Annotated in this window: 4 protein-coding genes; all 4 read right to left on the bottom strand. The window is 74.7% G+C overall.

Annotation, left to right across the window (positions count from 1 at the left end):
- From FB559_RS36165 to FB559_RS36150, 4 genes are read right to left on the bottom strand one after another with little or no spacing between them, the layout of a single operon-like run.
- On the bottom strand, positions 1-216 hold the full coding sequence (locus tag FB559_RS36165) for an MbtH family protein (protein ID WP_141961399.1): 216 nt from the start codon (positions 214-216) through the stop codon (positions 1-3).
- The gene (locus FB559_RS36160) at positions 213-10,787 is read right to left on the bottom strand and encodes a non-ribosomal peptide synthetase (RefSeq protein WP_141961398.1); all 10,575 of its coding nucleotides are present in this window, start codon (positions 10,785-10,787) and stop codon (positions 213-215) included. The genes FB559_RS36165 and FB559_RS36160 overlap by 4 nt, the downstream gene beginning before the upstream one ends.
- Complete coding sequence (locus tag FB559_RS36155) at positions 10,784-21,115, bottom strand: non-ribosomal peptide synthetase (protein ID WP_141962149.1); 10,332 nt, start codon at positions 21,113-21,115, stop codon at positions 10,784-10,786. Before FB559_RS36155 ends, FB559_RS36160 begins: the two co-directional genes overlap by 4 nt.
- Positions 21,112-25,401: a non-ribosomal peptide synthetase gene (locus tag FB559_RS36150; protein WP_141961397.1), complete on the bottom strand. Its 4,290-nt coding sequence runs from the start codon at positions 25,399-25,401 to the stop codon at positions 21,112-21,114. Before FB559_RS36150 ends, FB559_RS36155 begins: the two co-directional genes overlap by 4 nt.
- Positions 25,402-25,490 lie beyond the last annotated feature (89 nt).

Below are 25,490 nucleotides of genomic sequence, written 5' to 3'. Positions count from 1 at the left end.
CTAGTCGGCGTTCATCGCGTCGATGAGGCTCTGCGGGCGCATGTCGGTCCAGTGCGTGTTGACGTACTCCAGGCACTCCGTCCGGCCCGAAGGGCCGAACACGCTGGTCCAGCCGTCCGGGATGTCGGCGAAGTCGGGCCAGAGGCTGTGCTGGTTCTCGGCGTTGACCAGGACGCGGTAGACGCCGTCCTCGTTCTCGAACGGGTTGGTGGTCATGCGGTGTTCTCCTCTGTGGTGTGCAGGACCAGGGCCCGCAGGGCGCGGAACCACGTCTCGGCCAGGTCCTGGACGGCGGGGGTGGTGAGGACGGCGCGCGGCCACGCCCAGCTGGCGCTGAGTTCGGGGCCGGCAGGCCGGTCCTCGGTCTGGGCGTTGACGACCAGGGCATAGGTCTCCGGCATCGCGTCGTCGGCGCCGTTGTCGGCGGCCTCGGCCTCGGGCGCGAACTCCCAGTCGGCCGCCTCGGGGAAGTCGAAGCGGCCCATGTAGTTGAACTCGATCTGCGGCTCGGGCAGTGCCGCGAGTTCCGGGGCGGTGTCCGGGTTCAGGCGGCGCAGCAGGCCGTAGCCCATGCCGTTGTCGGGCAGGGTCTCCAGATGGGCACGTACGCGGCGGACGGCCGAGGCCGCCGCCGGGCCGCCGCGGAACGCCTCGTCCAGGTCGAGCCCGGTCACGTCGAGGCAGACCGGGAAGACGTTGGTGAACCAGCCGACCGTCGCCGACAGGTCCACGTCTCCGGCCACCTGTTCCTCGCGGCCGTGCCCTTCCAGCGCCACGAGTACGGAACCGGCCGGGCGTCCCCGGCGTCGCCGCCAGTCGGCGACGGCCAGTCCCAGGCCGCCGAGCAGCACGTCGTTCACGGACGCGCCGAGCGCCACGGGCACCCGGGTGAGCAGCGGCTCGGTGAGTGCGGGCGGCAGGCCGACCGTGACCTCGTCGAGCGTGGCGGCGACGTCACGTACGGGGTCGAGCGGGCGGTCGAGCGGCAGCGGCTCGCCCTTGGCCAGCAGGTCACGCCACAGGGGAAGCTCCGCCGAACGCGAGGCCGCACGGGCGGTGAGGGCGGTGGCCCAGCGCCGGAACGACGTGCCCGGCCTCGGCAACGCGACGGGACCACCGGCATCGGCCCAGGCCGCGGCCAGGTCGGGCAGCAGGATCCGCCACGAGACACCGTCGACGACGAGGTGGTGGACCATCAGCAGCAGCCGTCCCGGCTCCGCGTCGCCGGCGTCGAACCAGACGGCCCGGACCATGGCGCCGGCGTCGGGGTCCAGCGCGGCCTGGGCGGTCCGTGCCTGCGAGGCCACCGCGTCCCACAGTCCGCCGGCGTCCAGCCCGCGTACGTCCACGCGGGTCGTCCAGTCGGCGGCGCGCGAGGTGGCCAGGACCTCGAGCGACCAGTCGCCGGTGCGCAGCAGCCGCGACCGCAGCATGGCGTGCCGGTCCACGAGGGCCTGCAGTGCGATGAGCAGCCGGTCCCAGCCGAGCGATGCCGGGACCTGTACGACGGCCGACTGGTTGAAGCCGCCGAGCGGGCCGCCGATCTCGCGCAGCCAGTGCATGACCGGCGTCAGGGGTACGGTGCCGGGGCCGTCGTCGGTCGCGTCCGCGGCCGGGTCCGAAGCGGTGGCGACCGGGGCGAGGGCGGCGACGGTCCGGTGCTGGAACACCTGGCGCGGCGTGACCCGCAGCCCGGCGGCGCGGGCCCGGCTCACCAGCCGCATGGCGATGATGCTGTCGCCGCCGAGCGCGAAGAAGTCGTCGTCGATGCTCGGCTCGTGCACGCCGAGCACCTCCGCCACGAGCGCGCACAGCGCCCGCTCCCGGTCGTCGCGCGGCGCGCGGCCGGCGGGCGACGCGGACGGGTCCGGGACGGGCAGGGCCGTACGGTCCAGCTTCCCGTTGGCCAGGACCGGCAGGCGGTCCAGGGCGACGAACGCCGAGGGCACCATGTGGCCGGGCAACGAGCGAGCCGCGTACGCCCGCAGCTCGGTGAGGTCGGCCGCGCCCACGGCATAGGCGGCCAGCAGCCGCACGCCCGGACGGTCCTCCCGTACGGCCACCGCGGCCTGCGTGACCTGCGGATGCCGGGCCAGCACGGACTCGACCTCACCGGGCTCGACGCGGAAGCCACGGATCTTGACCTGCGAGTCCGCCCGCCCTAGGTAGTCCAGCCGCCCGTCCTCGGTCCAGCGGGCCAGGTCGCCCGTCCGGTACATCCGCGAGCCGGGCGGCCCGTACGGGTCGGCGGCGAACCTTTCGGCGGTCGGCCCCGGACGGCCCAGATAGCCGCGGGCCAGGCCGGATCCGGCAAGGTACAGCTCGCCCGGCACCCCGGGTGGGACGTGCCGGAGCGCGCCGTCCAGGACATAGGCGCGCCCGCCGTGCACGGGCCGGCCGACCAGCGGCCGGTCGCTGTCGCCGACTCTGGCGATCAGGGCGTCCACGGTGGCCTCCGTCGGCCCGTACAGGTTGTACGCCTCGGTGCCCGGCAGTGCCGCCAGCTCGGTCCAGAAGGAGGGCGGGACCGCCTCGCCGCCCACGCCGACGACGGCGAGCGGGCAGCGTCCGCCGTCCATGAGCCCCGCGGCGGCCAGCTGCGCGAAGTGCGACGGCGTGAGCTCGAGGAAGTCCAGGCCCTCGTCGTGGATCAGCGCGACCAGCGACTCGGGATCGCGCTGGACCTCTTCGGTCACCACGTGCACGGCGTGCCCGTCGAGTAGCCACGCCTGCGGCTGCCACGACGCGTCGAAGGAGAACGACCAGGCGTGGCCCACGGCCAGGTGCCGCCGCCCGGTCGCGGCCCGCGCCGGCTCGTACAGGTCGGTCCGGTGGCTGTGGAAGAGATGGACGAGGTTGCGGTGGGTGACGACGACGCCCTTCGGCGTCCCGGTCGAGCCGGACGTGTAGATCACGTACGCCGGGTGGCCGGGCAGCGCCGGGGCGATCCGGTCGGCGTCGGTCAGGTTCCGCTCGTCTCCCGAAGAGGCACGGGTCTCGGCCAGGACCAGCACCGGTGCGGCGTCCTCGATCATGGCGGCGAGGCGCGCGGGCGGGTAGGCGGGGTCGAGGGGCAGGTACGCCGCGCCGGTCTTGAGCACGGCGAGGATCGCCATGATCATCTCGGCGGAGCGGGGCAGGCTGAGGGCGACGACGCGCTCGGGCCCGGCTCCGCGGGCCACCAGTGAGCGGGCCAGCCGGTTGGCGCGCGCGTTGAGTTCGGCGAACGTCCAGCGGACGTCGCCGCAGACGACGGCCGTCGCGTCCGGCGTGCTCGTGGCCTGTGCCTCGAACAGCTCCGCGACGGTCACCTCCGGCAGATCGGCGGGCCCGCCGTTCCACGACGCGAGGATCGCATGAAGCTCGTCCGGTCCGAGCAGGTCGATCCGGCCCACCGGCAGTGCCGGATCGGCGGCCATCGCGGTGAGGACGCGGGTCATGGCGGCGACGAGCCGCCCCGCGGCCCGGCCGTCGACCAGGTCGGGCCGGTGTTCCAGGGTGAGCCGCAGCCGCTCGCCCGGATCGACCGCCCAGGTCAGCGGGTAGTGGGTGGCGTCACGGCCGCCCGCCTCGACCGGCCGGAGCACACCCGGCTCCGCCGGACCGTCCTCGTCCACCGGATAGTTCTCGAAGATCAGCAGGGTGTCGAACAGCTCGCCGACGCCGGCGGCCCGCTGGATGTCGGCGAGCCCGAGATGCTGGTGGTCCAGCAGCGCGGACTGCTCGTCCAGGACCCGCGTGAGCAGCCCGGACAGCGGCTCGGCCGGGTCGAGCCGTATCCGTACCGGCACCGTGTTGATGAACAGGCCGATCATCGACTCGACACCCGGCAGCGCGGCGGGACGGCCCGAGACCGTCGCGCCGAAGACCACGTCGCCGCGCCCGGTGAGCCGGCCGAGGACGATCCCCCACGCGGCCTGCACGAGCGTGTTGACCGTGACCCCGGACGTCCGCGCGAGCGCGGTGAGCCGCGCGGTCAGCGCCGGGGGAAGCTCGTGTTCGACGACGTCCGGGACCAGCGGCGCGCGCGAGGGGTCGGCCGGGACGAGGCGAGTCGCCTCGTCGACGCCCGCGAGGGCCTGTGCCCAGGCAGCCTCGGACTCCTTCGCGTCCTGCGCGGCCAGCCAGGCGAGGAAGTCGCGATAGGGCGCCGCGGGCGGCAGCGGCCCGCCGTCGTAGAGGGCGGACAGCTCGCCGATCAGCGGCCCGCGCGACCAGCCGTCCAGCAGGAGGTGCTGGTGGGTGAGCACGAGCCGGTACGTGTCCGGGCCCGTCCGCACGAGCAGCATGCGCAGCAGCGGCGCGGCGGCCGGGTCGAACCGGCGGCCCTCCTCGGCCAGGCACCGGTCCCACGCCTCGCCGAACGCCTCCGCGCCGAGTCCGGACAGGTCCGCCTCCGCCCAGGGGAGGACGACACGAGAGGCGACCACCGCGACCGGGCGTCCCGAGCCCAGGTGCCGGAACGCGGCACGCAGGTTCGGGTGCCGCCGCAGCAGCGCCTGCCCGGCGCCTCGCAGCCGTGCCGCGTCGACCGGCCCGTACAGGTCGAACACCATCTGGACGGTGTAGAGGTCGGGTCCGTCCGCGTCGAAGGCGGCGTGGAACAGCAGTCCCGCCTGCAGCGGGGAGAGCGGAAGTACCTCCTCGACGTCCAGGTCCGCCAGCTCGCGCGTCTCCGCGTCGGTGAGTCCGGGCAGTGCGGCGGTCGCCGTCTCGGCCACGGCCGCGGCGGAGACGGCGAGGGCCGCGGGCGTACGGCCCTGGAAGACCTGCCGTGGCGTGATCGTCAGCCCGGCGGCGCGGGCGCGGCCGACGAGCCGGATCGAGACGATGCTGTCACCGCCGAGCGTGAAGAAGTCGTCGTCCGCCCCGACCTCGGGCAGCGCGAGCACCTCGGCGAACAATTCGCAGAACAGCTCCTCGCGCGGGGTACGGGGCGGCCTGCTCCCGGCGGCGGCCGCGAAGTCCGGCGCCGGGAGTGCGGCCCGGTCCAGCTTCCCGTTCACCGTGAGCGGCAGCGCGTCGAGCCGGACGAACGCGGACGGCACCATGTGCGCGGGCAGCTCCCGCGCGGCCGCCGCGCGCAGCTCGTCGAGGTCGCCGCCGGTCACCACATGGGCGACGAGGTGCGCGCCTACGGGGCCGCCGTCGCGCAGTACGACGGCCACCTGGCGTACGTACCGGCCGAGGACCGTCTCGATCTCCCCGAGCTCGACCCGCAGCCCCCGGATCTTGATCTGGCCGTCGGTGCGTCCGAGGAACTCCATGACCCCGCGGCCGGTCCAGCGCACCAGGTCACCGGTCCGGTACATCCGCTCCCCCGGCGCGCCGTACGGGTCGGCCACGAAGCGTTCCGCGGTCAGGTCGGGACGGCCCAGGTAGCCGCGCGCGAGCTGGGCGCCGGCGAGGTACAGCTCACCGGCGACGCCCGGCGGGACCGGGCGGAGCCGCGCGTCCAGGACCAGCAGCCGGGTGTTCCACACCGGCACGCCGATCGGCACCGGCCCCGGCTCGGTGACCTGCCACGACGTGACGTCCACGGACGCCTCGGTCGGGCCGTAGAGGTTGTGCAACTCGGCGCCGAGCACCTCGCGGAACCTCTCGGCGACGCGGGCGGGCAGCGCCTCGCCGCTGCACAGCACCCGCCGCAGCCCGGTGCAGCCCGCGGCGGACGGCTCGGCGAGGAAGGCCGTCAGCATCGAGGGCACGAAGTGCGCCGTCGTGACCCGCCGCTCGGTGATCAGGCGGGCCAGGTACGCCGGGTCCCGGTGCCCGTCGGGCCGGGCGACGACGAGCGCCGCGCCGGTGGTCAGCGGCCAGAGGAACTCCCACACCGACACGTCGAACCCGGCGGGGGTCTTCTGCAGCACCCGGTCGCCGGCCGTCAGGCCGTACCGGTCCTGCATCCACAGCAGCCGGTTGACGATCCCCTCGTGCGGGACGACGACGCCCTTGGGGCGGCCGGTCGAGCCGGAGGTGTAGATGACGTACGCCGGGTCACGCGGCCCCGCCGCCACGGGCTCGGTGTATCCGCCGGAGGCGGCGAGCCACTCCGGCGTCACGACGACGACCGGGCCGGCGTCCTCGATCATCGCCGCGATCCGCCGTTCCGGGTGCTCCAGGTCGAGGGGCAGGTAGGCCGCGCCCGCCCGGTGCACGGCCAGGACCGCGACGACGAGGTCCGCCGAGCGCGGCAGGGCCAGCGCGACGACCTTCTCCGGTCCGGCGCCGTGGGCGGCCAGCACTCCCGCCAGGCGCGCGACGCATGCGTCCAGCTCGCGGTAGGTCAGCTCCAGGTCCTCGAAGACCAGCGCGAGCGCGTCCGGCGTACGGGCCACCTGGGCGCGGAACAGCTCGGGGACGGTCGTGGCCGGGACCTCGTGGTCCGTGTCGTTCCACTCGCGCAGGACCCGCTGCCGTTCCGCGCCGGTCAGCAGGTCGATGCCGTGCACCGGGCCGTCCGGGTCGGTGGCGAACGCGGTGAGGATCCGGCCGAGCCGGGTGAGCAGGTCACGGGCGTCCGGGACGTGCCCTCGGTGGGTGAGCGCGAGCTGGAGGCGCTCGCCCGGCTCGGCGACGAGCGTGAGCGGATAGTGGGTGGCGTCGCGCCCTTCGAGGTCCGCGATGGACAGCCCGCCGTCCGCGCCGCCGTCGTCGGGGTAGTTCTCGAAGACCAGCAGCGTGTCGAACAGCTCGCCGAGGCCTGCTGCCCGCTGGATGTCGGCGAGCCCGAGGTACTGGTGCTCCATCAGTGCGGCCTGCTCGTCCTGCACCCGTGCGAGCAGCGCCGCGACCGGCTCGGCCGGGTCCATCCGTACCCGGACCGGCACGGTGTTGATGAACAGCCCGATCATCGACTCGACGCCCGCCAGCTCCGGCGGCCGGCCCGACACCGTGGCGCCGAACACCACGTCGTCGCGGCCGGTCATCCGCCCCAGCAGGAGACCCCAGGCGGCCTGCACGAGCGTGTTGAGCGTCAGCCCGCGCTCCCTAGCCAGTGACGCCAGCCAGCCACTGATCATCTCGGGTAGCTCGAGCTCGGCCGTCCCGTGCGCGCCGGCCGCGCCGGGCGGCGCGAGCAGCGTCGGCTCGCCGAGGCCGTCCAGTGCCCGCCGCCAGGCGTGCTCGGCCGCCTTCAAGTCGCGGCCGGACAACCAGGCGAGGTGGTCGCGGTACGGGCGGGTGCGCGGCGGCTCGGCGCCGTCGTAGAGCGCCGCGAGCTCGGCGAGCAGCGGGTCTCGGGACCAGCCGTCCATGAGCAGGTGGTGGCAGGTGAGCACGAGATGGGTGGAGTCCGGACCGCGGATCAGCGCCATCCGCAGCAACGGAGCGGACGCCGGGTCGAACCGGCGGGCCTCCTGCCCGAGGAACTCCTCCTCCAGGCCGGGCAGGTCGACCTCGGTCCAGGGCAGGGCGACGCCGCGCGCGACCACCGACACGGCCCGTCCGGTGCCGAGCTGGTGGAAGGTCGCGCGCAGGTTCCCGTTGCGGTCGAGCAGCCGCTGGGCGGCGGCGCGCAGCCGTACGGCGTCGACCGGGCCGGTCAGCCGGGCGACCGTCTGGACGGTGTAGACGTCGTCGTCCAGGAGGGCGTGGAAGAACAGACCGGTCTGCAGGGGGGACAGCGGCAGGATCTCCTCGACGTCCACGCCGAGGGCCGCCACCTCGCGTTCCTCGGCGGCGCTCAGCCCGACCAGGGACAGGTCCGCGGGGACGACCTCCCCGGCCACCACCCCGGCGACCGGGACCAGGGCGGCCGGAGTCCGGTGCTGGAAGATCTGCCGGGGGGTGAGCGCGAGCCCGGCGGCGCGGGCGCGGCCGACGAGCTGGATCGAGACGATGCTGTCGCCGCCGAGGGCGAAGAAGTCGTCGTCGATGCCGACCTCGGGCACGCCCAGCACCTCGGCGAACACCGTGCACAGGACGCGTTCGCGCGGCGTGCGCGGGCTCCGGCCGTTCGCCGCCTCGGCGGTGAAGTCGGGGGCGGGCAGCGCCGTACGGTCGAGCTTGCCGTTGACCGAGACGGGCAGGGCGCCGAGCCGGACGAACGCGGCGGGCACCATGTGGGCGGGCAGTTCACGCGCGGTGAACGCGCGCAGGTCATCGGCGCCGGTGTCCGTCACGGCGTAGGCGACGATCCGCCGCAGGCCGGGCGTGTCCTCACGGACGACCAAAGCGGCCTGGCGGACCTCCGGGTGGCGGGCGACGACCGTCTCGATCTCGCCCAGCTCGATACGGAAGCCGCGCACCTTCACCTGGTGGTCGGCGCGCCCGGCGAACTCCAGCACGCCCTCGGCGGTCCAGCGGACGAGGTCGCCCGTCCGGTACACGCGAGTGCCCGGCGGCCCGTACGGGTCGGCCACGAACCGTTCCGCGGTCAGGCCGGGACGGCCCAGGTAGCCGCGCGCCAGGCCCTCGCCGCCCAGGTAGAGCTCGCCCACGATCCCCGGCGGGACCGGTCGCAGTCCCCCGTCCAGGACATAGGCGAGCACGCCGGGGTCGGGCCGTCCGATCGGCACCGGCCCTCCGGCGGGCGCACACTCCCAGAGCGTGGCGTTGACGCTCGCCTCGGTCGGCCCGTACGCGTTGAACATCCGCCGTCCGCCCGCGAAGCGCTCGGCGAGCCGGCCGGGCACCTCCTCGGTGCCGACGAGCATGCTCGCGCCGTACGGGAGCGTGCAGCCGTCGGGCAGCGCGGACAGCAGCGACGGCGGTAGCGCGAGCTGGGTGATGCGGTGTTCGGCCAGGTAGTCCGTGAGCGCCGGGCCGGGCACGCGCCGTTCGGCGGGCGTCACGACCAGCGTGCCGCCGGACAGCAGCGCCTGGCACAGCTCCCAGAACGCCAGGTCGAAGCTCGGCGAGGCGAACTGCAGCACGCGGCTGTCCGGCCCGACACCGAGCCGCTCCACCTGGGTGGCGATCAGCTTGCCGATGCCCTCGTGCGTGACGACGACGCCCTTGGGCCGTCCGGTGGAACCGGAGGTGTAGATGACGTACGCCGCGTCGTGCACGCGCGGCGCGACCGGCTCGGCCTGCGGCCCGTCGCCGTCGAGGCGGACGACGGGCAGGCCGCCCGGCAGCTCGGCGTCGGTCACCGCGCAGACCGGAGCGGCATCGGTGATCATGTAGGCGAGCCGGTCGGCCGGGTAGTCCAGATCGAGGGCCAGGTAGGCGGCGCCGGACCGCAGCACGCCGACGAGCGCGACGATCAGGTCCACCGAGCGCGGCAGCGCCACGGCGACGAGCGTGCCGGGGCCGGCGCCCCGCGCGGTGAGCCGCCGTGCCAGCGCGCCGGACCGGGCCGCCAGCTCGGCGTAGGTGAGTTCGACGTCCTCGCAGATCACCGCGGTCGCCTCGGGACGCCGGGCGGCGACGGCGTCGAACCTGCCGGGGAAGGTGACGCGGGCGATGCCGTCGGCCGAGCCCCGCCACTCGGTGAGGATGCGCCGCCGTTCGGCGGGGTCGAGCGGGTCGAGGCGGCCGGCGGGCAGGCCGGGCGTGCGCGCCATCGCGGTCAGCGTCCGGGTCAGCCGGCCGAGCAGCGTCCGCGCCGTGGCCTCGTCGAACACGTCGTCGCGGTAGCGCAGTTCGAGCGCGAGCCGCTCGCCCGGCTCGGCGACCAGGACGAGTGGGTAGTGGGTCGCGTCGGAGTCCGTGCCCTCGGACACCCGCAGGCCCGGGACGGAGTCCTCCTCGTCGGAGGGGTAGCTCTCGAAGACGGTGAGAGTGTCGAACAGCTCGCCGATCCCGGCCGCGCGCTGCACCTCGGCCAGCCCGAGGTACTGGTGCTCCATCAGCGCCGACTGCTCGTCCTGCACGCGCGCGAGCAGGCCGGACAGGGGTTCTGCGGGGTCCAGCCTGATCCGTACCGGCACGGTGTTGATGAACAGGCCGATCATCGACTCGACGCCGGGCAGCTCGGGCGGGCGCCCCGAGACCGTCGCGCCGAAGACCACGTCGTCGCGGCCGGTCAGGTGGCCCAGCAGGATCGCCCAGGCGGTCTGCACGAGGGTGTTCAGGGTCACGCCGTGGGTGCGGGCGAGCGCGGTGAGGGCCTCGGTGGTGTCCCCGGGCGGTCCGCCGGTCACCGAGGCGGGGACGACCGGCTCGCGCGGCGGTTCGGCGGGGGCGACGCGGGTCGGCTCCTCCAGGCCGGACAGCGCCTTCGCCCAGGCGTCGCGGGCGGCGTCCCGGTCCCAGCGGGCCAGCCATTCGAGGTAGTCGCGGTAGGGAGTGACGGGCGGCAGCGCGCCGGCCCGCCCATCCAGGGCGTACAGCCGGAACAGCTCGCCGACCAGCAGCGGCGTGGACCAGCCGTCCAGCAGGAGATGGTGGTGGGTGATGAGCAGGCGGTGCCGCTCCGGGGCGAGCCGGAGCAGTGTCATCCGCAGCAGAGGTGGCCGGTCGGTCGCGAACCGTAGCCCGCGGTCGGCCGCCTCGATCCGGGCCGTCTCGATCTGGGCCGTCTCGGTTTCGGGCAGGCCGGACAGGTCGTGCTCGGCCCAGGGCAGGACGGCCCGGCGCGGGATCGCGGCCACGGTGGCGCCCGTCCGGGTACGGCGGAAGGCGGCCCGCAGGTTCGCGTGCCGGTCCAGCAGCGCCTGTGCCGACCGGCGCAGCAGCGCCGGATCGAGGTCGCCCTCCAGGTCCAGGCCGGTCTGGACGGTGTAGATGTCGGGGCCGTCGGTGTCGTACAGCGCGTGGAAGAGCAAGCCCTCCTGAAGCGGCGACAGCGGGACGACGTCCTGAAGTCCCGGCTGTTTGGTTCCCTCGCTCCGTTCGGTCACTGGATCTCCTCTTCGAAGTCGAGGTCGGCGAACTCGGCTTCGAGGTCGTCGATGTCGGTCTGGCTCAGGCTGACCAGCGCCAGGTCGGAGGGGGTACGGCCGCCGGAGTCCACGGCGGCGGCCAGGTCGGTGAGCGCGGTGAACCACGCGTCGGCCAGGGCACGGACCCGGCGTTCGGGCAGCACTCCGGAGGCCCACGTCCAGGTGGCCGACAGGCGCGGCCCGTCAGGGTGGTCCTCGGTGACCGCGCCCAGCTCGAGCACGTTCGTCAGCGGCATGGCGTCGTCGGCGCCGCCGCCCCAGGAGTCGGCGGCCGGATGCCAGGGCGCGGGTGCCTCGTCGTCGCCCGCCGCGAAGCGGCCCAGATAGTTGAAGCCGATGGCGGGGGCGGGCAGGTCCGCGAGGATCTTCGCGGTGCCGGGGTTGAGGTGACGCAGGAGGCCGTAGCCGAGTCCCTGGTCGGGCGCGGCGCGAAGCCTCTCCTTGATCTGTTTGAGGGCGTCGCCGGGCGTGGTGCCCGGCGCGAGGCCGAGCGCGACCGGGTACTCACTGGTGAACCAGCCGACCGTACGTGACAGGTCGGCGCCGGGCACGAGCTGTTCCGCGCGCCCGTGCCCTTCCAGGGTGGCGAGCCAGGAAGCGGGCCGGTCCCGGTGCAGGGCCAGGGCGAGCGCGGCGAGCAGGACGTCCTCGACACCGGCGTGGTAGGCGGCCGGCACCGTGGTGAGCAGCGGTTCGGTCGCGGTCACCGGAAGTGTGCGGGTCAGGTCACGCGCGGTCGCCTCGGTGTCGCGCGCCGGGTCGAGCGGGCGGTCGCCCAGGACCGGGGCGTCCCGGTCCAGGACCGCGGTCCAGTGGTCCAGCTCGGCCGTCCGCTCCGGCCGCGCGGCGGCCTCGGTGAGCCCGTGGGACCAGCGGCGGAACGACGTGCCGGGGGAAGGCAGCGCGATCGGGCGACCGGCGGTCAGGTCCGCCCACGCGGCCGCCAGGTCGGGCAGGAGGATCCGCCAGGACACGCCGTCGACGGCGAAGTGGTGGGCGACGAGCAGGACGTGGCCCGGCCGGTCGCCCGCGTCGAGCCAGACCGCCCGCAGCATCACGCCCTCCTCGGGTGCGAGTCCTTCGCGTGCCCGCCGTGCCACGTCCGCGCCGGGCCGCCCCGCCACGTCCACCCGGGTGACGGCGGCCGGCACGGCGCCGGGCGGCGGGATGTCCAGGCCGTCCGCGGTCACGCGGGCGCGCAGCATGGCGTGCCGGTCGAGGAGGGCCTGGACCACGGCGGTCAGGCCGGGCAGGTCGAGATCGCCGGGCGCGTGGACGAGCATCGACTGGCTGTAGCCGGAGGTCGGGCCGTCGATGTCGTGCAGCCAGCGCATGACCGGGGTGAGCGGGGCCCGCCCCCACGCCTCTTCGGGCGCCTCGGCGGCGCGTGCGTGACGGGCCCCGGCCGCCGCGGCGATCCGTGCGGGCGTACGGTGCCGGAACACCTCGCGTGGCGAGACCGCGAGGCCGGCGGCCCGTAGCCGGCCGACAAGCTGGATCGAGACGATGCTGTCGCCGCCGAGCCGGAAGAAGTCGTCGTCGGCACCGGTCTCCGGCAGGCCGAGGACCTCGGCGAACAGCGCGCACACGAGTTCCTCGCGGGCGGTACGCGGGGCGGTGCCGCCGGTCAGCGCGGCGAAGTCCGGCGCGGGCAGCGCGGCCTGGTCGAGCTTGCCGTTGACTGTTCTGGGCAGCGCGCCGACGCGTACGAACGCGGCGGGCAGCATGGGTTCGGGCAGCGTCCCGGCGAGGCGTTCGCGCAGGTCTTCGGTGCCGTCCTGAACGACGTAGGCGACGATCCGCGGCACGCCCGGGGTGTCCTCGCGTACGACGACCGCGGCCTGGGCGACGTGCGGCGCCAGCGCGGCCTCGATCTCGCCGGGTTCGATGCGGAAACCACGGATCTTCACCTGGTCGTCGGCGCGGCCGGCGAGCTCCAGCACGCCGGTGCGTGTCCAGCGGGCCAGGTCGCCGGTCCGGTACATCCGCTCCCCCGGCGGGCCGTACGGGTCGGCGACGAACCGCCCGGCGGTCAGGCCGGGGCGGCGCAGGTAGCCGTCGGCCAGGCCGGCGCCGGCGACGTACAGCTCGCCGAGGACCCCCGCCGGGACCGGCCGCAGGCCGGCGTCCAGGACGTAGACGCACAGGTTGTCGAGCCGGTACGGATCGCGGGACGGACCGTGCCAGCCGTAGGAGTCCACCGACGCCTCGGTCGGCCCGTACAGGTCGTGACAGGCCAGGCCGGGAGCCGCGCAGACACGCCGCCACAGCTCCGCGTCGACCGCCTCCCCGCCGACGAGCAGGACCCGCAGCGCCGCCGTCTCGAGCAGTCCCCGGCCGACGAGCTGACGCAGGTAGGTCGGGGTCACGTCCAGGACGTCGATCCGGTGCCGGACGAGCTCGCCCAGGACGACGGAGTCGTCCCGGTAGTCGTCGATGACGTGCAGGGTATGGCCGTCGAGCAGCCATAGCAGCGGCTCCCACGAGCCGTCGAACACGAACGAGGCCGCGTGGGCCACCCGCAGACCGCGCCCGGCGGGTTCCATCAGCCGCCGCCGGTGGGAGAGGAAGAGGTTGGCCAGGCCCCGATGCGGGACGGTCACGCCTTTCGGGCGGCCCGTCGAGCCGGACGTGTAGATGACGTACGCCGTGCCGGCGGGCGACGAACGGTCGACCGGCGGCCCTTCGGCGAGGACGTCGAGGTCGGCGGCGCACAGGACGAGCGCCGGGGCGGCGTCCTCCAGCATGAGCCGCGTCCGCTCGGCGGGCTGGTCCGGGTCGATCGGGAGGTAGGCGGCGCCCGCCTTCAGCACGCCGAGCAGGGCGGGCACCATCGTGGCGCGCGGCAGGTCCAGCGCGACGAGCGTACCGGGCCCGGCCCCGCGGCCGTACAGCGTCCAGGCCAGCCGGTCGGTCCACACGTCCAGCTCGCGGTAGGTCCAGGTCCGCTCGCCGGTGACCAGGGCGAGTGCCTCGGGGGTCCGTGCCGCCTGGGCCCTGAACAGGCCCGGAACGGTCTCGTACGTACGCGCGCGGTCCGCGCCGGCGCCGGTCCGCAGCAGGTCGTGGTGTTCGGCGGGGGTCAGGATCGCGATGCGGCCGATCGGCGTCTCCGGATCGACGGCGACCGTGTCGAGGACGCGTACGAGCCGGTCGGCGAGGGTCTCGGCCGTGGCGCGGTCGAACAGGCCGGCGTCGAACTCCAGGGTGGCCTCGGCGCCGCCGCCTGGGGTCTCGACGAAGTCGAAGGACAGGTCGAACATCGCGGCGGTGTGCGCGGCGGGTTCGGGTGCGGCGGGCAGGCCGCCCAGGCTCCAGGCCCCGCCGCCGTCCCTCAGGTAGGAGACCATGACCTGGAACAGTGGGTGCCGGCCCAGCGAGCGCGGGGGGTTCACCGCCTCGACGACCTGTTCGAAGGGCACGTCCTGGTGGTCGAAGGCGGCCAGGTCGGCGTCGCGTACGCGGGCCAGCAGGTCGCGGAAGGTCGGGTCGCCGGAGGTGTCGGTGCGCAGCACGAGCGTGTTGACGAAGAAGCCGACGAGGTCCTCGGTCGCGGGGTCCTCGCGTCCGGCCACCGGAGTGCCGAGCGGCAGGTCGGTGCCCGCTCCGTGCCGGGTCAGCAGGGTCGCGACGGCCGTCTGCGCGACCATGAACATGCTGGTGCCGGTAGCGCGGGCCAGGTCCGCGAGCCGCCGGTGAAGTGCCGCGCCGACCGTGAACTCCACGACACCGCCGCGATGCGCGGACTCCTCCGGCCGCGGCCGGTCGGCGGGCAGGGTGAGCTCGTCCGGCAGGCCGGCCAGGGCGGCCGTCCAGTGCGCGAGCTGCCGGGCGGCCAGGCTGCCCGGATCGTCGCGGTCGCCGAGCAGGCGCCGCTGCCACAGGGTGTGGTCGGCGTACTGGACGGGCAGGTCCGGCCACTCCGGTGCGTTCCCGGCGAGCCTGGCCGTGTAGGCGGCGTCCAGGTCGCGGCGGAGCGGGCCGTCGGAGCCCTCGTCGCCGGCGACGTGGTGGAGGAGGACCAGCAAGACGTGCTCGTCCGGGGCGACCGAGAACACCTCGACGCGGACGGGCGGTTCGGTGTCCAGCCGGAACCCGTGTCCCGCGGCCTCCTCGACGAGGCGTGCGACGCCGCCCGGGTCGGTGGCGGTGAACCGGACGGGCACCGCGCCGGCCGGAAGGAGCCGCTGGACCGGGACGCCGCCGGCGTCCGGCAGGGTCGTGCGCAACGCCTCGTGGCGGCCCGCGACGTCGGCGACGGCGCGCCGGAACGCGTCCCGGTCGAGCGGCCCCCGTAGGCGCCAGGCCAGCGGGATGTTGTAGGTCGGGCTCGGGCCGTTGAGCCGGTAGAGGAACCAGAGCCGCCGCTGGGCGTAGGACGCCGGTACGGGGTCCGGGCGTTCCTGGGCCGTGAGGGCGGGCCGCGCGGCACGTCCGGTGTCCAGGCTCGCGGCGATCCCTGTGACGGTCGGGGCGTCGAAGACGGTGCGCAGGGAGAGCTCCGCGCCGAGCGTGGCACGGATCCGGCTGACGAGCCGCATCACCAGCAGCGAGTGGCCGCCGAGGGCGAAGAAGTCCTCGTCCACGCCGACGTCGGCGAGGCCGAGCAGGTCGGCGAACAGGTCGCGGAGCAGTTCCTCACGTGGCGTGCGCGGTGCCGCGCCCCCGGTGTGCGCCGGGGCGGGCAGGGCGGCGTGGTCGAGCTTGCCGCCGACCGTCCGCGGCAGCGCGTCCAGCTCGACGTACGCCGCCGGGACCATGTAGGCGGGCAGCCGGGCGGCCGCGTGTTCCCTCAGTCCGGCGGTTTCACCGACCACGTACGCGACGAGCCGCCGTATCCCCGGGACGTCCTCCCGTACGACGACCGCCGCCTGGACGACCTCGGCCAGCACCGCCTCGATCTCGCCCAGCTCGATCCGGTAGCCACGGAGCTTCACCTGACCGTCCGCGCGACCGGCGAACTCCAGCACACCCGCGGCGTTCCAGCGCGCCAGGTCACCGGTCCGGTACATCCGCCCATCGCCGAACGGGTCGGCCACGAACCGCTCGGCGGTCAGCCCCGGACGGTCGAGATATCCGTGCGCGAGGCCGGGCCCGGCGACGTACAGCTCACCGAGGACTCCCGCCGGAACAGGACGCAGGGCCGCGTCGAGGACGTACGTGCGGGTGTTGTCCAGCTCGTACGGCTCACGACCTGCACCGCGCCAGCCGTAGGAGTCCACCGACGCCTCGGTCGGCCCGTACAGGTCATGACAGATCAGCCCCGGCACGGCGCACACGCGCTGCCACAGACCCGGATCGACGGCCTCTCCGCCGACCAGCAGCACCTTCAGACCCGCGTCCAGCAACCCCGCAGAGACGAGCTCCCGCAGGTAGGTCGGGGTCACATCCAGCACCTCGAGACCACGAGCGGCCTCGACCACCGCCGCGCCGTCCCGATAATCCTCCAGAACGTGCAACGCGTGCCCGTCGAACATCCACAGCAACGGCTCCCACGAACCGTCGAACACGAACGAGGCCACATGCGCCACCCGCAGCGCACGGCCCGCCGGCTCCATCAACCGCGTTCGGTGGGAGAGGAAGAGGTTCGCCAGACCGCCGTGGGGAACGACGACACCCTTGGGGCGGCCCGTCGAGCCGGACGTGTAGATCACGTACGCCGCACCGTCGGGTAGCGAACGGTCGATGGGCGAGCCGTCCGTCACCTCCTCCAGATCGCCCTCGCGCAGGACGAGGGCCGGCGCGGCGTCCTCCAGCAGGAACGCGGTCCGGTCCGCGGGCTGGTCCGGATCCAGCGGCAGGTAGGCCGCCCCGGTCTTCAGCACGCCCAGCAGCGCCGGGACCATCCACGCGCGCGGAAGGTCCAGGGCGACCGTCCGGCCAGGGCCGACACCGCGGCCGACCAGCAGCCGGGCCAGCCCGTCACTCCACGCGCCGAGCTCCGCGAAGGTCCAGGTGCGACGGCCCGTCACCAGCGCCGTCGCCCCGGGCGTACGCCCGGCCTGGGCCGCGAAGAGCGCGGGAACGGTCGGGCGGGGTCCGGGCCGGTGGGCGCCCGCGTGCAGGAGCCGCCGCCGTTCGCCGTCGAGGAGGATGTCGACGCGGCCGATGGGCAGGTCGGGCGCCGCGGCGACCGTCGTGACGACGCGCGGCAGCCGGGCCGCGAGCAGCTCGGCGGTGGCGCGGTCGTACCGGTCCGCGCTGTACTCGATCACGCCGCGGACGACGTCGCCGTGCTCGAAGAAGTCGAAGGACAGGTCGAACATCGCGACGTCCTGGCCGACGGGCTCACCGGGCGATCCGGGCTCGGCGAGGTAGGAGACCATCACCTGGAACAGGGGGTGCAGCCCTGGCCGCCGTACCGGGTTCACCGCCTCGACGACCTGCTCGAAGGGCACGTCCTGGTGGTCGAAGGCGGCCAGGTCGGTGTCGCGTACGCGGGCCAGCAGGTCGCGGAAGGTCGGGTCGCCGGAGGTGTCGGTGCGCAGCACGAGCGTGTTGACGAAGAAGCCGACGAGGTCGTCCAGCCCGGGGTCGGCGCGGCCCGCGACCGGGGCGCCGAGCGGCAGGTCGGTGCCCGCGCCGAGGCGGGTGAGCAGGACCGCCACGGCCGCCTGCGCGACCATGAACGGGCTCGTCCCGGTGGTCTGTGCCAGGTCGCGCAGCGTCCCCGCCGGCAGTTCGAAGCCGACGGTGCCGCCGCGGAAGCCCGGCTCCTCCGGGCGTGGCCGGTCGGCGGGCAGCGCGAGCTCGGCCGGGAGGCCGGCCAGGGCACGCGTCCAGTGGGCGAGCTGCCGGGCGGCCAGGCTGGCCGGGTCGTCGCGGTCGCCGAGCAGGCGCCGCTGCCAGAGCGCGTAGTCGGCGTACTGGACGGACAGGGGCTCCCAGCGTGGGGCGTGGCCGGCCCGGCGAGCCTCGTAGGCGTGGTCGAGGTCGCGGCGCAGCGGCACGTCGGACCACTCGTCGCCGGCGACGTGGTGCAGCAGGAGAAGCAGGACGTGCTCGCCGGGACCGAGGCGGAACACCTGGGCCCGCAGGGGCGGTTCGGCGTCCAGCGCGAAAGGGTGCGCGGCGGCCGCGGCGAGCCGTCCCGGCAGGCCGGCGGCGCCGACGTCGTGAAGGGGCAGGTCGACCGCTCCCGGCGGGAGGATCTCCTGGTAGGGCGTGCCCTCGTGCTCGGCGAAGATCGTCCGCAACGGCTCGTGCAGGCCCACGACGTCCGCCAGCGCGGCGCGCATGGCGGGCAGGTCCAGGTCGCCGGGGAGACGCCAGGCGATCGGGATGTTGTACGTGGCGCTCGGGCCCTCCAGCCGGTAGAGGAACCACAGCCGCTGCTGGGCGAAGGACAGCGGAAGGCGTTCCGGCCGCTCCCCCGCGACGAGGGCGGGACGGTACGCGGGGCCGTCGCCGAGCCGCCGCGCGATTCCGGCCGGTGTCGGCGCCTCGAAGACGGCGCGGATGGGCAGGTCCGCGCCGAGTTCGGCGCGGATCCGCCCGGTGAGCCGCATGGCCAGCAGCGAGTGGCCGCCGAGGGCGAAGAAGTCGTCGTCGACGCCGGCCTCGTGCAGGCCGAGCAGCTCGGCGAACAGCGCGCAGAGCGTCTCCTCGCGCGGCGTGCGCGGGCGGGCCGACGGCACGTGCGCCCCGGGGGCGGGCAGGGCGGTGTGGTCGAGCTTGCCGCTGACCGTGCGCGGCAGCGCGTCCAGCTCGACGTACGCCGCCGGGACCATGTAGGCGGGCAGCCGGGCGGCCACGCGCTCGCGCAGCCCGGTGGCGTCACCGACCACGTACGCGACGAGCCGCCGTATTCCCGGGGCGTCCTCCCGTACGACGACCGCCGCCTGGACGGCCTCGGCCAGCACCGCCTCGATCTCGCCCAGCTCGATCCGGTAGCCACGGACCTTCACCTGACCGTCCGCGCGGCCCGCGAGCTCCAGGGCTCCCGCGGCGTTCCTGCGGGCGAGGTCGCCGGTGCGGTACATCCGGCCGCCGCCGAACGGGTCGGCCACGAACCGCTCGGCGGTCAGCCCCGGACGGTCGAGATACCCGTGTGCCAGGCCCGCTCCGGTGACGTACAGCTCACCGACCACACCGGGCGGGACGGGGCGCAAGGCGGCGTCGAGTACGTACGTGCGGGTGTTGTCCAGCTCGTACGGTTCACGACCAGCGCCGTGCCAACCGTAGGAGTCCACCGACGCCTCGGTCGGACCGTACAGGTCATGACAGGTCAGGCCGGGGACCGCGCACACGCGCCGCCACAAGCCCGGATCGACGGCCTCGCCGCCGACCAGCAGCACCTTCAGACCCGCGTCCAGCAACCCCGCCGAGACGAGCTCCCGCAAGTAGGTCGGGGTCACATCCAGCACGTCGAGATCGCGGGCGGCCTCGACCACCGCCGCGCCGTCCCTGTAGTCCTCCAGGACATGCAAAGCGTGCCCGTCGAACATCCACAGCAACGGCTCCCACGAACCGTCGAACACGAACGAGGCCACGTGCGCCACCCGCAGCGCACGGCCCGCCGGTTCCATCAACCGCGTCCGGTGGGAGAGGAACAGGTTCGCCAGTCCCTGGTGCGGCACGACCACGCCCTTGGGGCGGCCCGTCGAACCGGAGGTGTAGATCACGTATGCGGCGCCCGAAGGTGTCGAGCGGTCCACGGGTGGGCCGTCCGCCAGACCGTCCAGATCCGCCGCACGCAGGACGAGGGCGGGCGCGGCGTCCTCCAGCAGGAACGCGGTCCGGTCGGCGGGCTGGTCGGGGTCGAGGGGAAGGTAGGCCGCGCCGGTCTTCAGCACACCCAGCAGCGCGGGGACCATGAGGGCGCGCGGCAGGTCCAGGGCGACGGTGTCGCCGGGCCGGACACCACGGCCGATGAGCGTCCAGGCGAGCCGGTCGGTCCAGCGCCAGAGCCCGGCATAGGACCAGGTGCGGCCGCCGCCGACCAGCGCGGTCGCCTCGGGTGTGCGGCCCGCCTGGGCCGCCAGCAGCGCGGGCACCGTCAGCAGGGGCGGAGGCGGCGCGGCGGTCACCGGCCGGTGCGGGCGGCCGCCGACGCGTCCGGCCGCCTGGTCGGGGTCGCGGACGATGGCGGCCAGGACGTTCCGCAGCCGTCCGAGCAGCTCTCCGGCCTCCGCCGCGTCGAACAGGTCGGTCCGGTACTCCAGGGTCAGGTGCAGGCGCTCGCCGGGACGCACGGTGAGCGACAGCGGGTAGTGGTCGGCGTCGCGGACCTCGAAGCCGTCGCCGGCCGGATAGTTCTCAAAGACCGTGAGGGTGTCGAACAACTCGCCGGCGCCGGCGAGCCGCTGCACGTCGGCCAGGCCGAGGTGCTGGTGCTCCATCAGCAGTGACTGCTCGTCCTGCAGCCGGGCGAGCAGGTCGGACACCCGGTCCCAGGGCGAGGCGCGTACGCGCACCGGGACCGTGTTGATGAACAGGCCGACCAGGCGCTCGGCGCCCGGAAGCTCCGGCGGGCGTCCCGCGACGGTCGCGCCGAACACCACGTCCGTCCGGCCGGTCAGCGCCGACAGCGACAGCCCCCAGGCGCCCTGGACGACCGTGTTGAGGGTCAGGCCCCGGCTGCGCGCGAACGCGACGAGTCCGGACGTCGACTCCACCGGCAGGTCGAGGGTGACCCGTCCGGGCAGTGCGGACGGGGCCGCCGCGCCCGGGGCGACCAGGGTCGGGCCCTCCAGTCCGGCCAGCGCCGTTCGCCAGGCCGTCTCCGCGGCCTGCCGGTCGCGCGAACCGAGCCAGGCCAGGTAGTCGCGGATGTCCGGGGCGGGTTCGAGCGGGCGGCGCTCGTACAGGGCGTGCAGCTCGGCCACGAGCAGCGGCAGCGACCAGCCGTCGAGAAGCAGGTGGTGGTGCGTGAGCACGAGCCGGTGCCGGCCGGGCGCGAGCCGCACGAGCAGCAGGCGCATCAGCGGTGGGACCGCCGGGTCGAACCGCTCGGCGAGCTCGGCGTCCAGGAGCCGGTCCAGGTCTCCCTCGTCCGCGCCGGTCAGGTCCAGCTCGCGCCAGGGCGGCTCGACGTGGCGGGGCACCAGAGCCGCGGCCTGGCCGTTCTTGCGCTGGCGGAAGGCCGCTCTGAGCTGCGGGTGGCGCTCGATCAGCGCACGGGCCGCGGCGCGCAGGGCGGCCGGGTCGAGCGGGCCGGTGAAGTCGACGGTCAGCTGGCCGGTGTAGACATCCGGACCGGATCGATCCCGGAGGGCGTGGAACAGCAGGCCCTCCTGCATGGGGGTCAGCGGCAGTACGTCCTGCAGACCGGAAGGAGGTGTCATCGCCACTCGGCTTCGAACTCCTCGATCTCGTCCTGGCCCAGGGCCAGGGTCAGGTCGGACGGGGTGTGGCCGCCGGCGCCGGAGTCGGCGAGCCCGTCCAGCGCTCTGAACCAGGTGGCGGCGAGGTCGGCGACGGCCGTCTCGTCCAGGAGCGTCCCGGGCCAGGCCCAGGTGACGGCCAGCTCGGGGCCCTCCGCGGTGTCCTGCGTGTAGGCGTTGACCTCGAGCGTGTACGGCGCGACCGGCATCGCCGCGTCGAAACCGCCGGCCAGGACCCCCGCCCCGGCGACGGGCCGCCAGGGGGCGTCCGGGGCGTCGGCGACGGCGAAGCGGCCGAGGTAATTGAAGCTGATCTGGGGGACGGCGAGCTTCGCCAGCACCGGCCCGGTCTCGGTGTCGAGGTGGCGGAGCAGGCCGTAGCCGAGGCCGTGGTCGGGCAGGGCCCGCAGCTGTTCCTTCACCCGTTTGAGCGCCGCGCCCGTCTCCGGCCCTCCGGTGAGAGCGGTCGTGCCGGGGGCGAGGCGGACGGGGAAGATGCTGGTGAACCAGCCGAGCGTGCGGGACAGGTCGGCGTTCGCCACCACCTGCTCCTCGCGGCCGTGCCCCTCGAGGGCGATCAGGACCTCGGTCAGGTCCCCGAGTCCCCGTCTCCTCCGCCAGTCGCCGACCGCGAGGGCGAGCGCGGTGAGCAGCACGTCGTTGACCTCGGCGTGGAACGCGGCCGGGACCGTGGTGAGCAGCGGCGCCGTCCGTTCCGTGGAGAGCCGTACGGTGTGGTGCCGCACGGACCGCACGTCCTCGACGGGGTCCAGCGGGCGGTGGGTGAGAGCGGGGTCGGGGCCGGTGAGCATGCCGGTCCACAGCCCCAGCTCGCCGGTCCGGTCGGTCTCGGCGAGGGCCGTGCTCCAGCGGCGGAACGAGGTCCCCGCGGGTTCGAGCGCGGGTGGCCGTCCGGCGGACAGATCCGCCCACGCGGACTCCAGGTCGCCGGGCAGGATGCGCCAGGAGACACCGTCGATGACCGCGTGGTGGATGACGAGCAGGAGCCGGCCCGGCCGCTCCGTGCCCGCGTCGAACCAGACCGCCTGGACCATCAGCCCGTCCTCCGGCGCGAGCCGTGCCACCGCCTCGGCCAGGCCGTCCTCCCACGAACCGGACAGGCGCCGGATCCACCCGGCCGCGCGGACCTCGCCGCGCGGCCGGACCCGCAGGTGTCCCGGCCGGTCGGCGGTGCCGCGCACGAGAACGGCGCGCAGCAGGTCGTGCTTGTCCGCGACGGCCTGCAGGATCGCCTCCAGGCCGGCTCCGGTCAGCCCGGCCGGCGTGGTCACGAGCAGGGACTGGCTGAACCCGCGGATGTCACCACCGCACTCGTCCAGCCAGCGCAGGATCGGCGTGAACGGGACCTCCCCCGCTCCGTCGCCGGGGTCAGCCGCCACCTCCGGGTCGAGTGCGGTGACGACGGTCGCGAGCTCGGCGACCGTGCGCCGCTGGAACACCTGCCGGGGCGTGCACACCAGGCCCGACGCACGTGCTCGCAGCACCAGCTGGATGGACACGATGCTGTCGCCGCCGAGCGCGAAGAAGTCATCGTCGATCCCGACGCCCGGCACCCCGAGCACCTCGGCGAACAGCCCGCAGAGCGTCGCCTCCCGCTCGTCGCGCGCGGGCCGTCCCCCGGCGCTCGCGGCCAGATCGGGGGCCGGCAGCGCGGCCCGGTCGAGCTTGCCGCTGGTCAGCACCGGCAACCGGGGCAGCACCACGAACGCGGCGGGCACCATGTAGTCCGGCAGCCACCGCTGCGCGTGCACGCGCAGGGCCTTGACCAGTGACGTCTCGTCCCGGAACGCGGCCGGGGTGTTCGCCAGGCCGTCACGGGGCGGTGCACCGGGGACGTACAGGCCGTCGGCGTGCTCGTCGGTGGTGAACAGGACGTCGAGGTCCCCGCGGCCGGAGTCGCCGGTCCAGGTGACGAACACCCGCTCGGCCAGCTCCTGGAAGGCCTCGGGATCCACGCCCGCGCCGAGGCGGCCGTTGGGGACGCCGGTGAGCCGCAGCGGGCCCTGCCGTCCGGCCAGCCGTACGCGCAGCGCGTCGAGGTCGGGGACGTCGGCGCCCCAGCGCAGCACCGCCGGCGTACGTGTGCCGGCCGGGGTGGTGTGCAGGATGACGTCGTAGCGGTAGCGGCTCAGCTCGTTGTGGTGGCGTGCGCGCTTCACGCGGACATCGGCCGAGGCGAGCGCGGGGATCAGCGACGGGAGCGAGGCGAAGAAGTCGGGGTCGAGGAGGAGTTCGTTCTCCCAGGCGAGGACGTCGCCTGCGGGGGTGCTCCCGGTCGCCTCGCGGAAGTGCCGCAGCAGCCGCAGGTTGCGGACGTCGCCGACGAAGATCCGGCCGCCCGGGGCGAGCAGGGCCGTGCAGCGGCGCAGCACGTCGAGGAGGTATCCGGCGCTCGGGAAGTACTGGGCGACGGAGTTGATGACGATCGTGTCGAAGCGTCCCTCGGGCAGCCCGCCGAGGTCGTGGGCGGGCTGGGCGCGCAGCTCGACCTTGGCGGCCAGACCGGGCCGGTCCTGGAGGGAGGCCCGGAGCGCGGCGACGGCCTCCTCGGACAGGTCGAGGCCCCAGTAGGACTCACACGCGGGGGCGAGCCGGGACAGGAGCAGGCCGCTGCCCACCCCGATCTCCAGGAGGTGGCGGGGGCCGAGCCCGGCGATCCGCGCGACCGTCGCGTCCCGCCACTCGCGCATCTCGGGCAGCGGGATGGGCGTGCCGTCGTAGCTGCTGTTCCAGCCGGTGAAGTTCTCCTCGGGCCGCTCGGCGCTCCCCGCCCGGTAGAGGAGTTCGTGCAGGTCCTTCCATTCGGCGACGGTGGCCTGCTCGTCCTCCTCGTCGCGGTGCGCGGGTGTTGCGGCGGGCACCACGTACGCGGTGAGCCGCCGGTCCCCCGTACGGTCCTCGCGTACGATCACGGCCGCCTGCCCGACGGCGGGGTGACGGGCCAGCACGGACTCGATCTCCCCGGGTTCGATCCGGTGGCCGCGCACCTTGACCTGCTCGTCGACCCGGCCCAGGAAGTCGAGCCGGCCGTCGTCGAGCCACCGGACCAGGTCGCCGGTCCGGTACATCCGCTCGCCGTCGTCGCCGAACGGATCGGCGACGAAGCGCTCCGCCGTCAGCCCGGGGCGGCCGAGGTAGCCGCGGGCCAGTCCGGGACCGCTCAGGTACAGCTCACCCGGGGTCCCCTGCGGGACGGGGCGCAGCGCGTCGTCCAGGACGTACGCGCGGGTGCCCGGGTCGGGACGGCCGATCGGCACGGAGCCGCCGGGCGCGGCCGGGTCGCACTCCCCCAGTGTCGAGTTCACCGTCGCCTCGGTCGGCCCGTAGGCGTTGAACATCCGGCGCCCCGCACCCCAGCGGGCGACCAGCTCGGGCGAGACGCGCTCGGTGCCGGCCAGCAGGATGCCGGGCGGCAGGTCGAGGCCGGGCGGCAGTGCCGCCAGCAGCGCGGGCGGCAGGATCATGAAGTTGACGGCGTTCGCCCAGGCGTACTCGGTCAGCTCCGGGCCCGGCACCCTGCGCTCGGACGGGACGACCACGAGCCGTCCGCCGGACAGCAGCGCCAGGCACAGGTCCCAGAACGCGACGTCGAAGCTCGGTGAGGCGAACTGGAGCACCCGGATGCCGTCGCCCGCGCCGAAGCGCTCGCGCTGGGTGGAGACGAGTTTGGCCACTCCGGCGTGGGAGAGCTGGACGCCCTTGGGCCGCCCGGTCGAGCCGGACGTGTAGATGACGTACGCGGTGCCCAGCACGTGCGGCGTCACGGCGGGCGCGGTGCCGGGCAGGCGCCGCAGCTCCGCGACGACCTCCGGAGCGTCCAGCGCCACGACCGGCAGCGTCGTGAACGCCCCGGCGCCGGCCTCGGTGGTCACCGCACAGGCCGGGCGCGCGTCGTCCAGCATGTAGGCGATGCGTTCGGCCGGATGGTCCAGGTCGAGGGGCAGGTACGCGGCGCCCGCCTTGAGCACGGCGAGCTCCGCGACGATGAGGTCGGCCGAGCGCGGGACCGCCAGCGCCACGACGCGCTCCGGCCCGGCGCCGCGCGCCGCCAGCGCGTGCGCGAGGCGGTTGGCCCGAGCGTCCAGCTCCCGGTAGGTCAGCGTGAGGTCCTCGTGGACCACCGCGATCGCGTCCGGCGCGCGGCGGACCTGCTCGGCGAACAGGTCGGGCAGGGTCGCGGGGGCGACGACACAGGGACCGCCGTCCCAGGCCTCACTGATCCACATCGTTCGTGCAGCTCCTGAGGCTCTGGGCCGGACGCGGCCGGATCGATCAACCGGCTCGACACTAAGGTAAGCCTTACCTAAGAACAACC

It is taken from the genome of Actinoallomurus bryophytorum (genome assembly GCF_006716425.1).
GTDB lineage: Bacteria > Actinomycetota > Actinomycetes > Streptosporangiales > Streptosporangiaceae > Actinoallomurus > Actinoallomurus bryophytorum.
The sequence above is the reverse complement of the archived record's forward strand: the minus strand, read 5'-3'. Positions and strand labels throughout refer to the sequence as shown.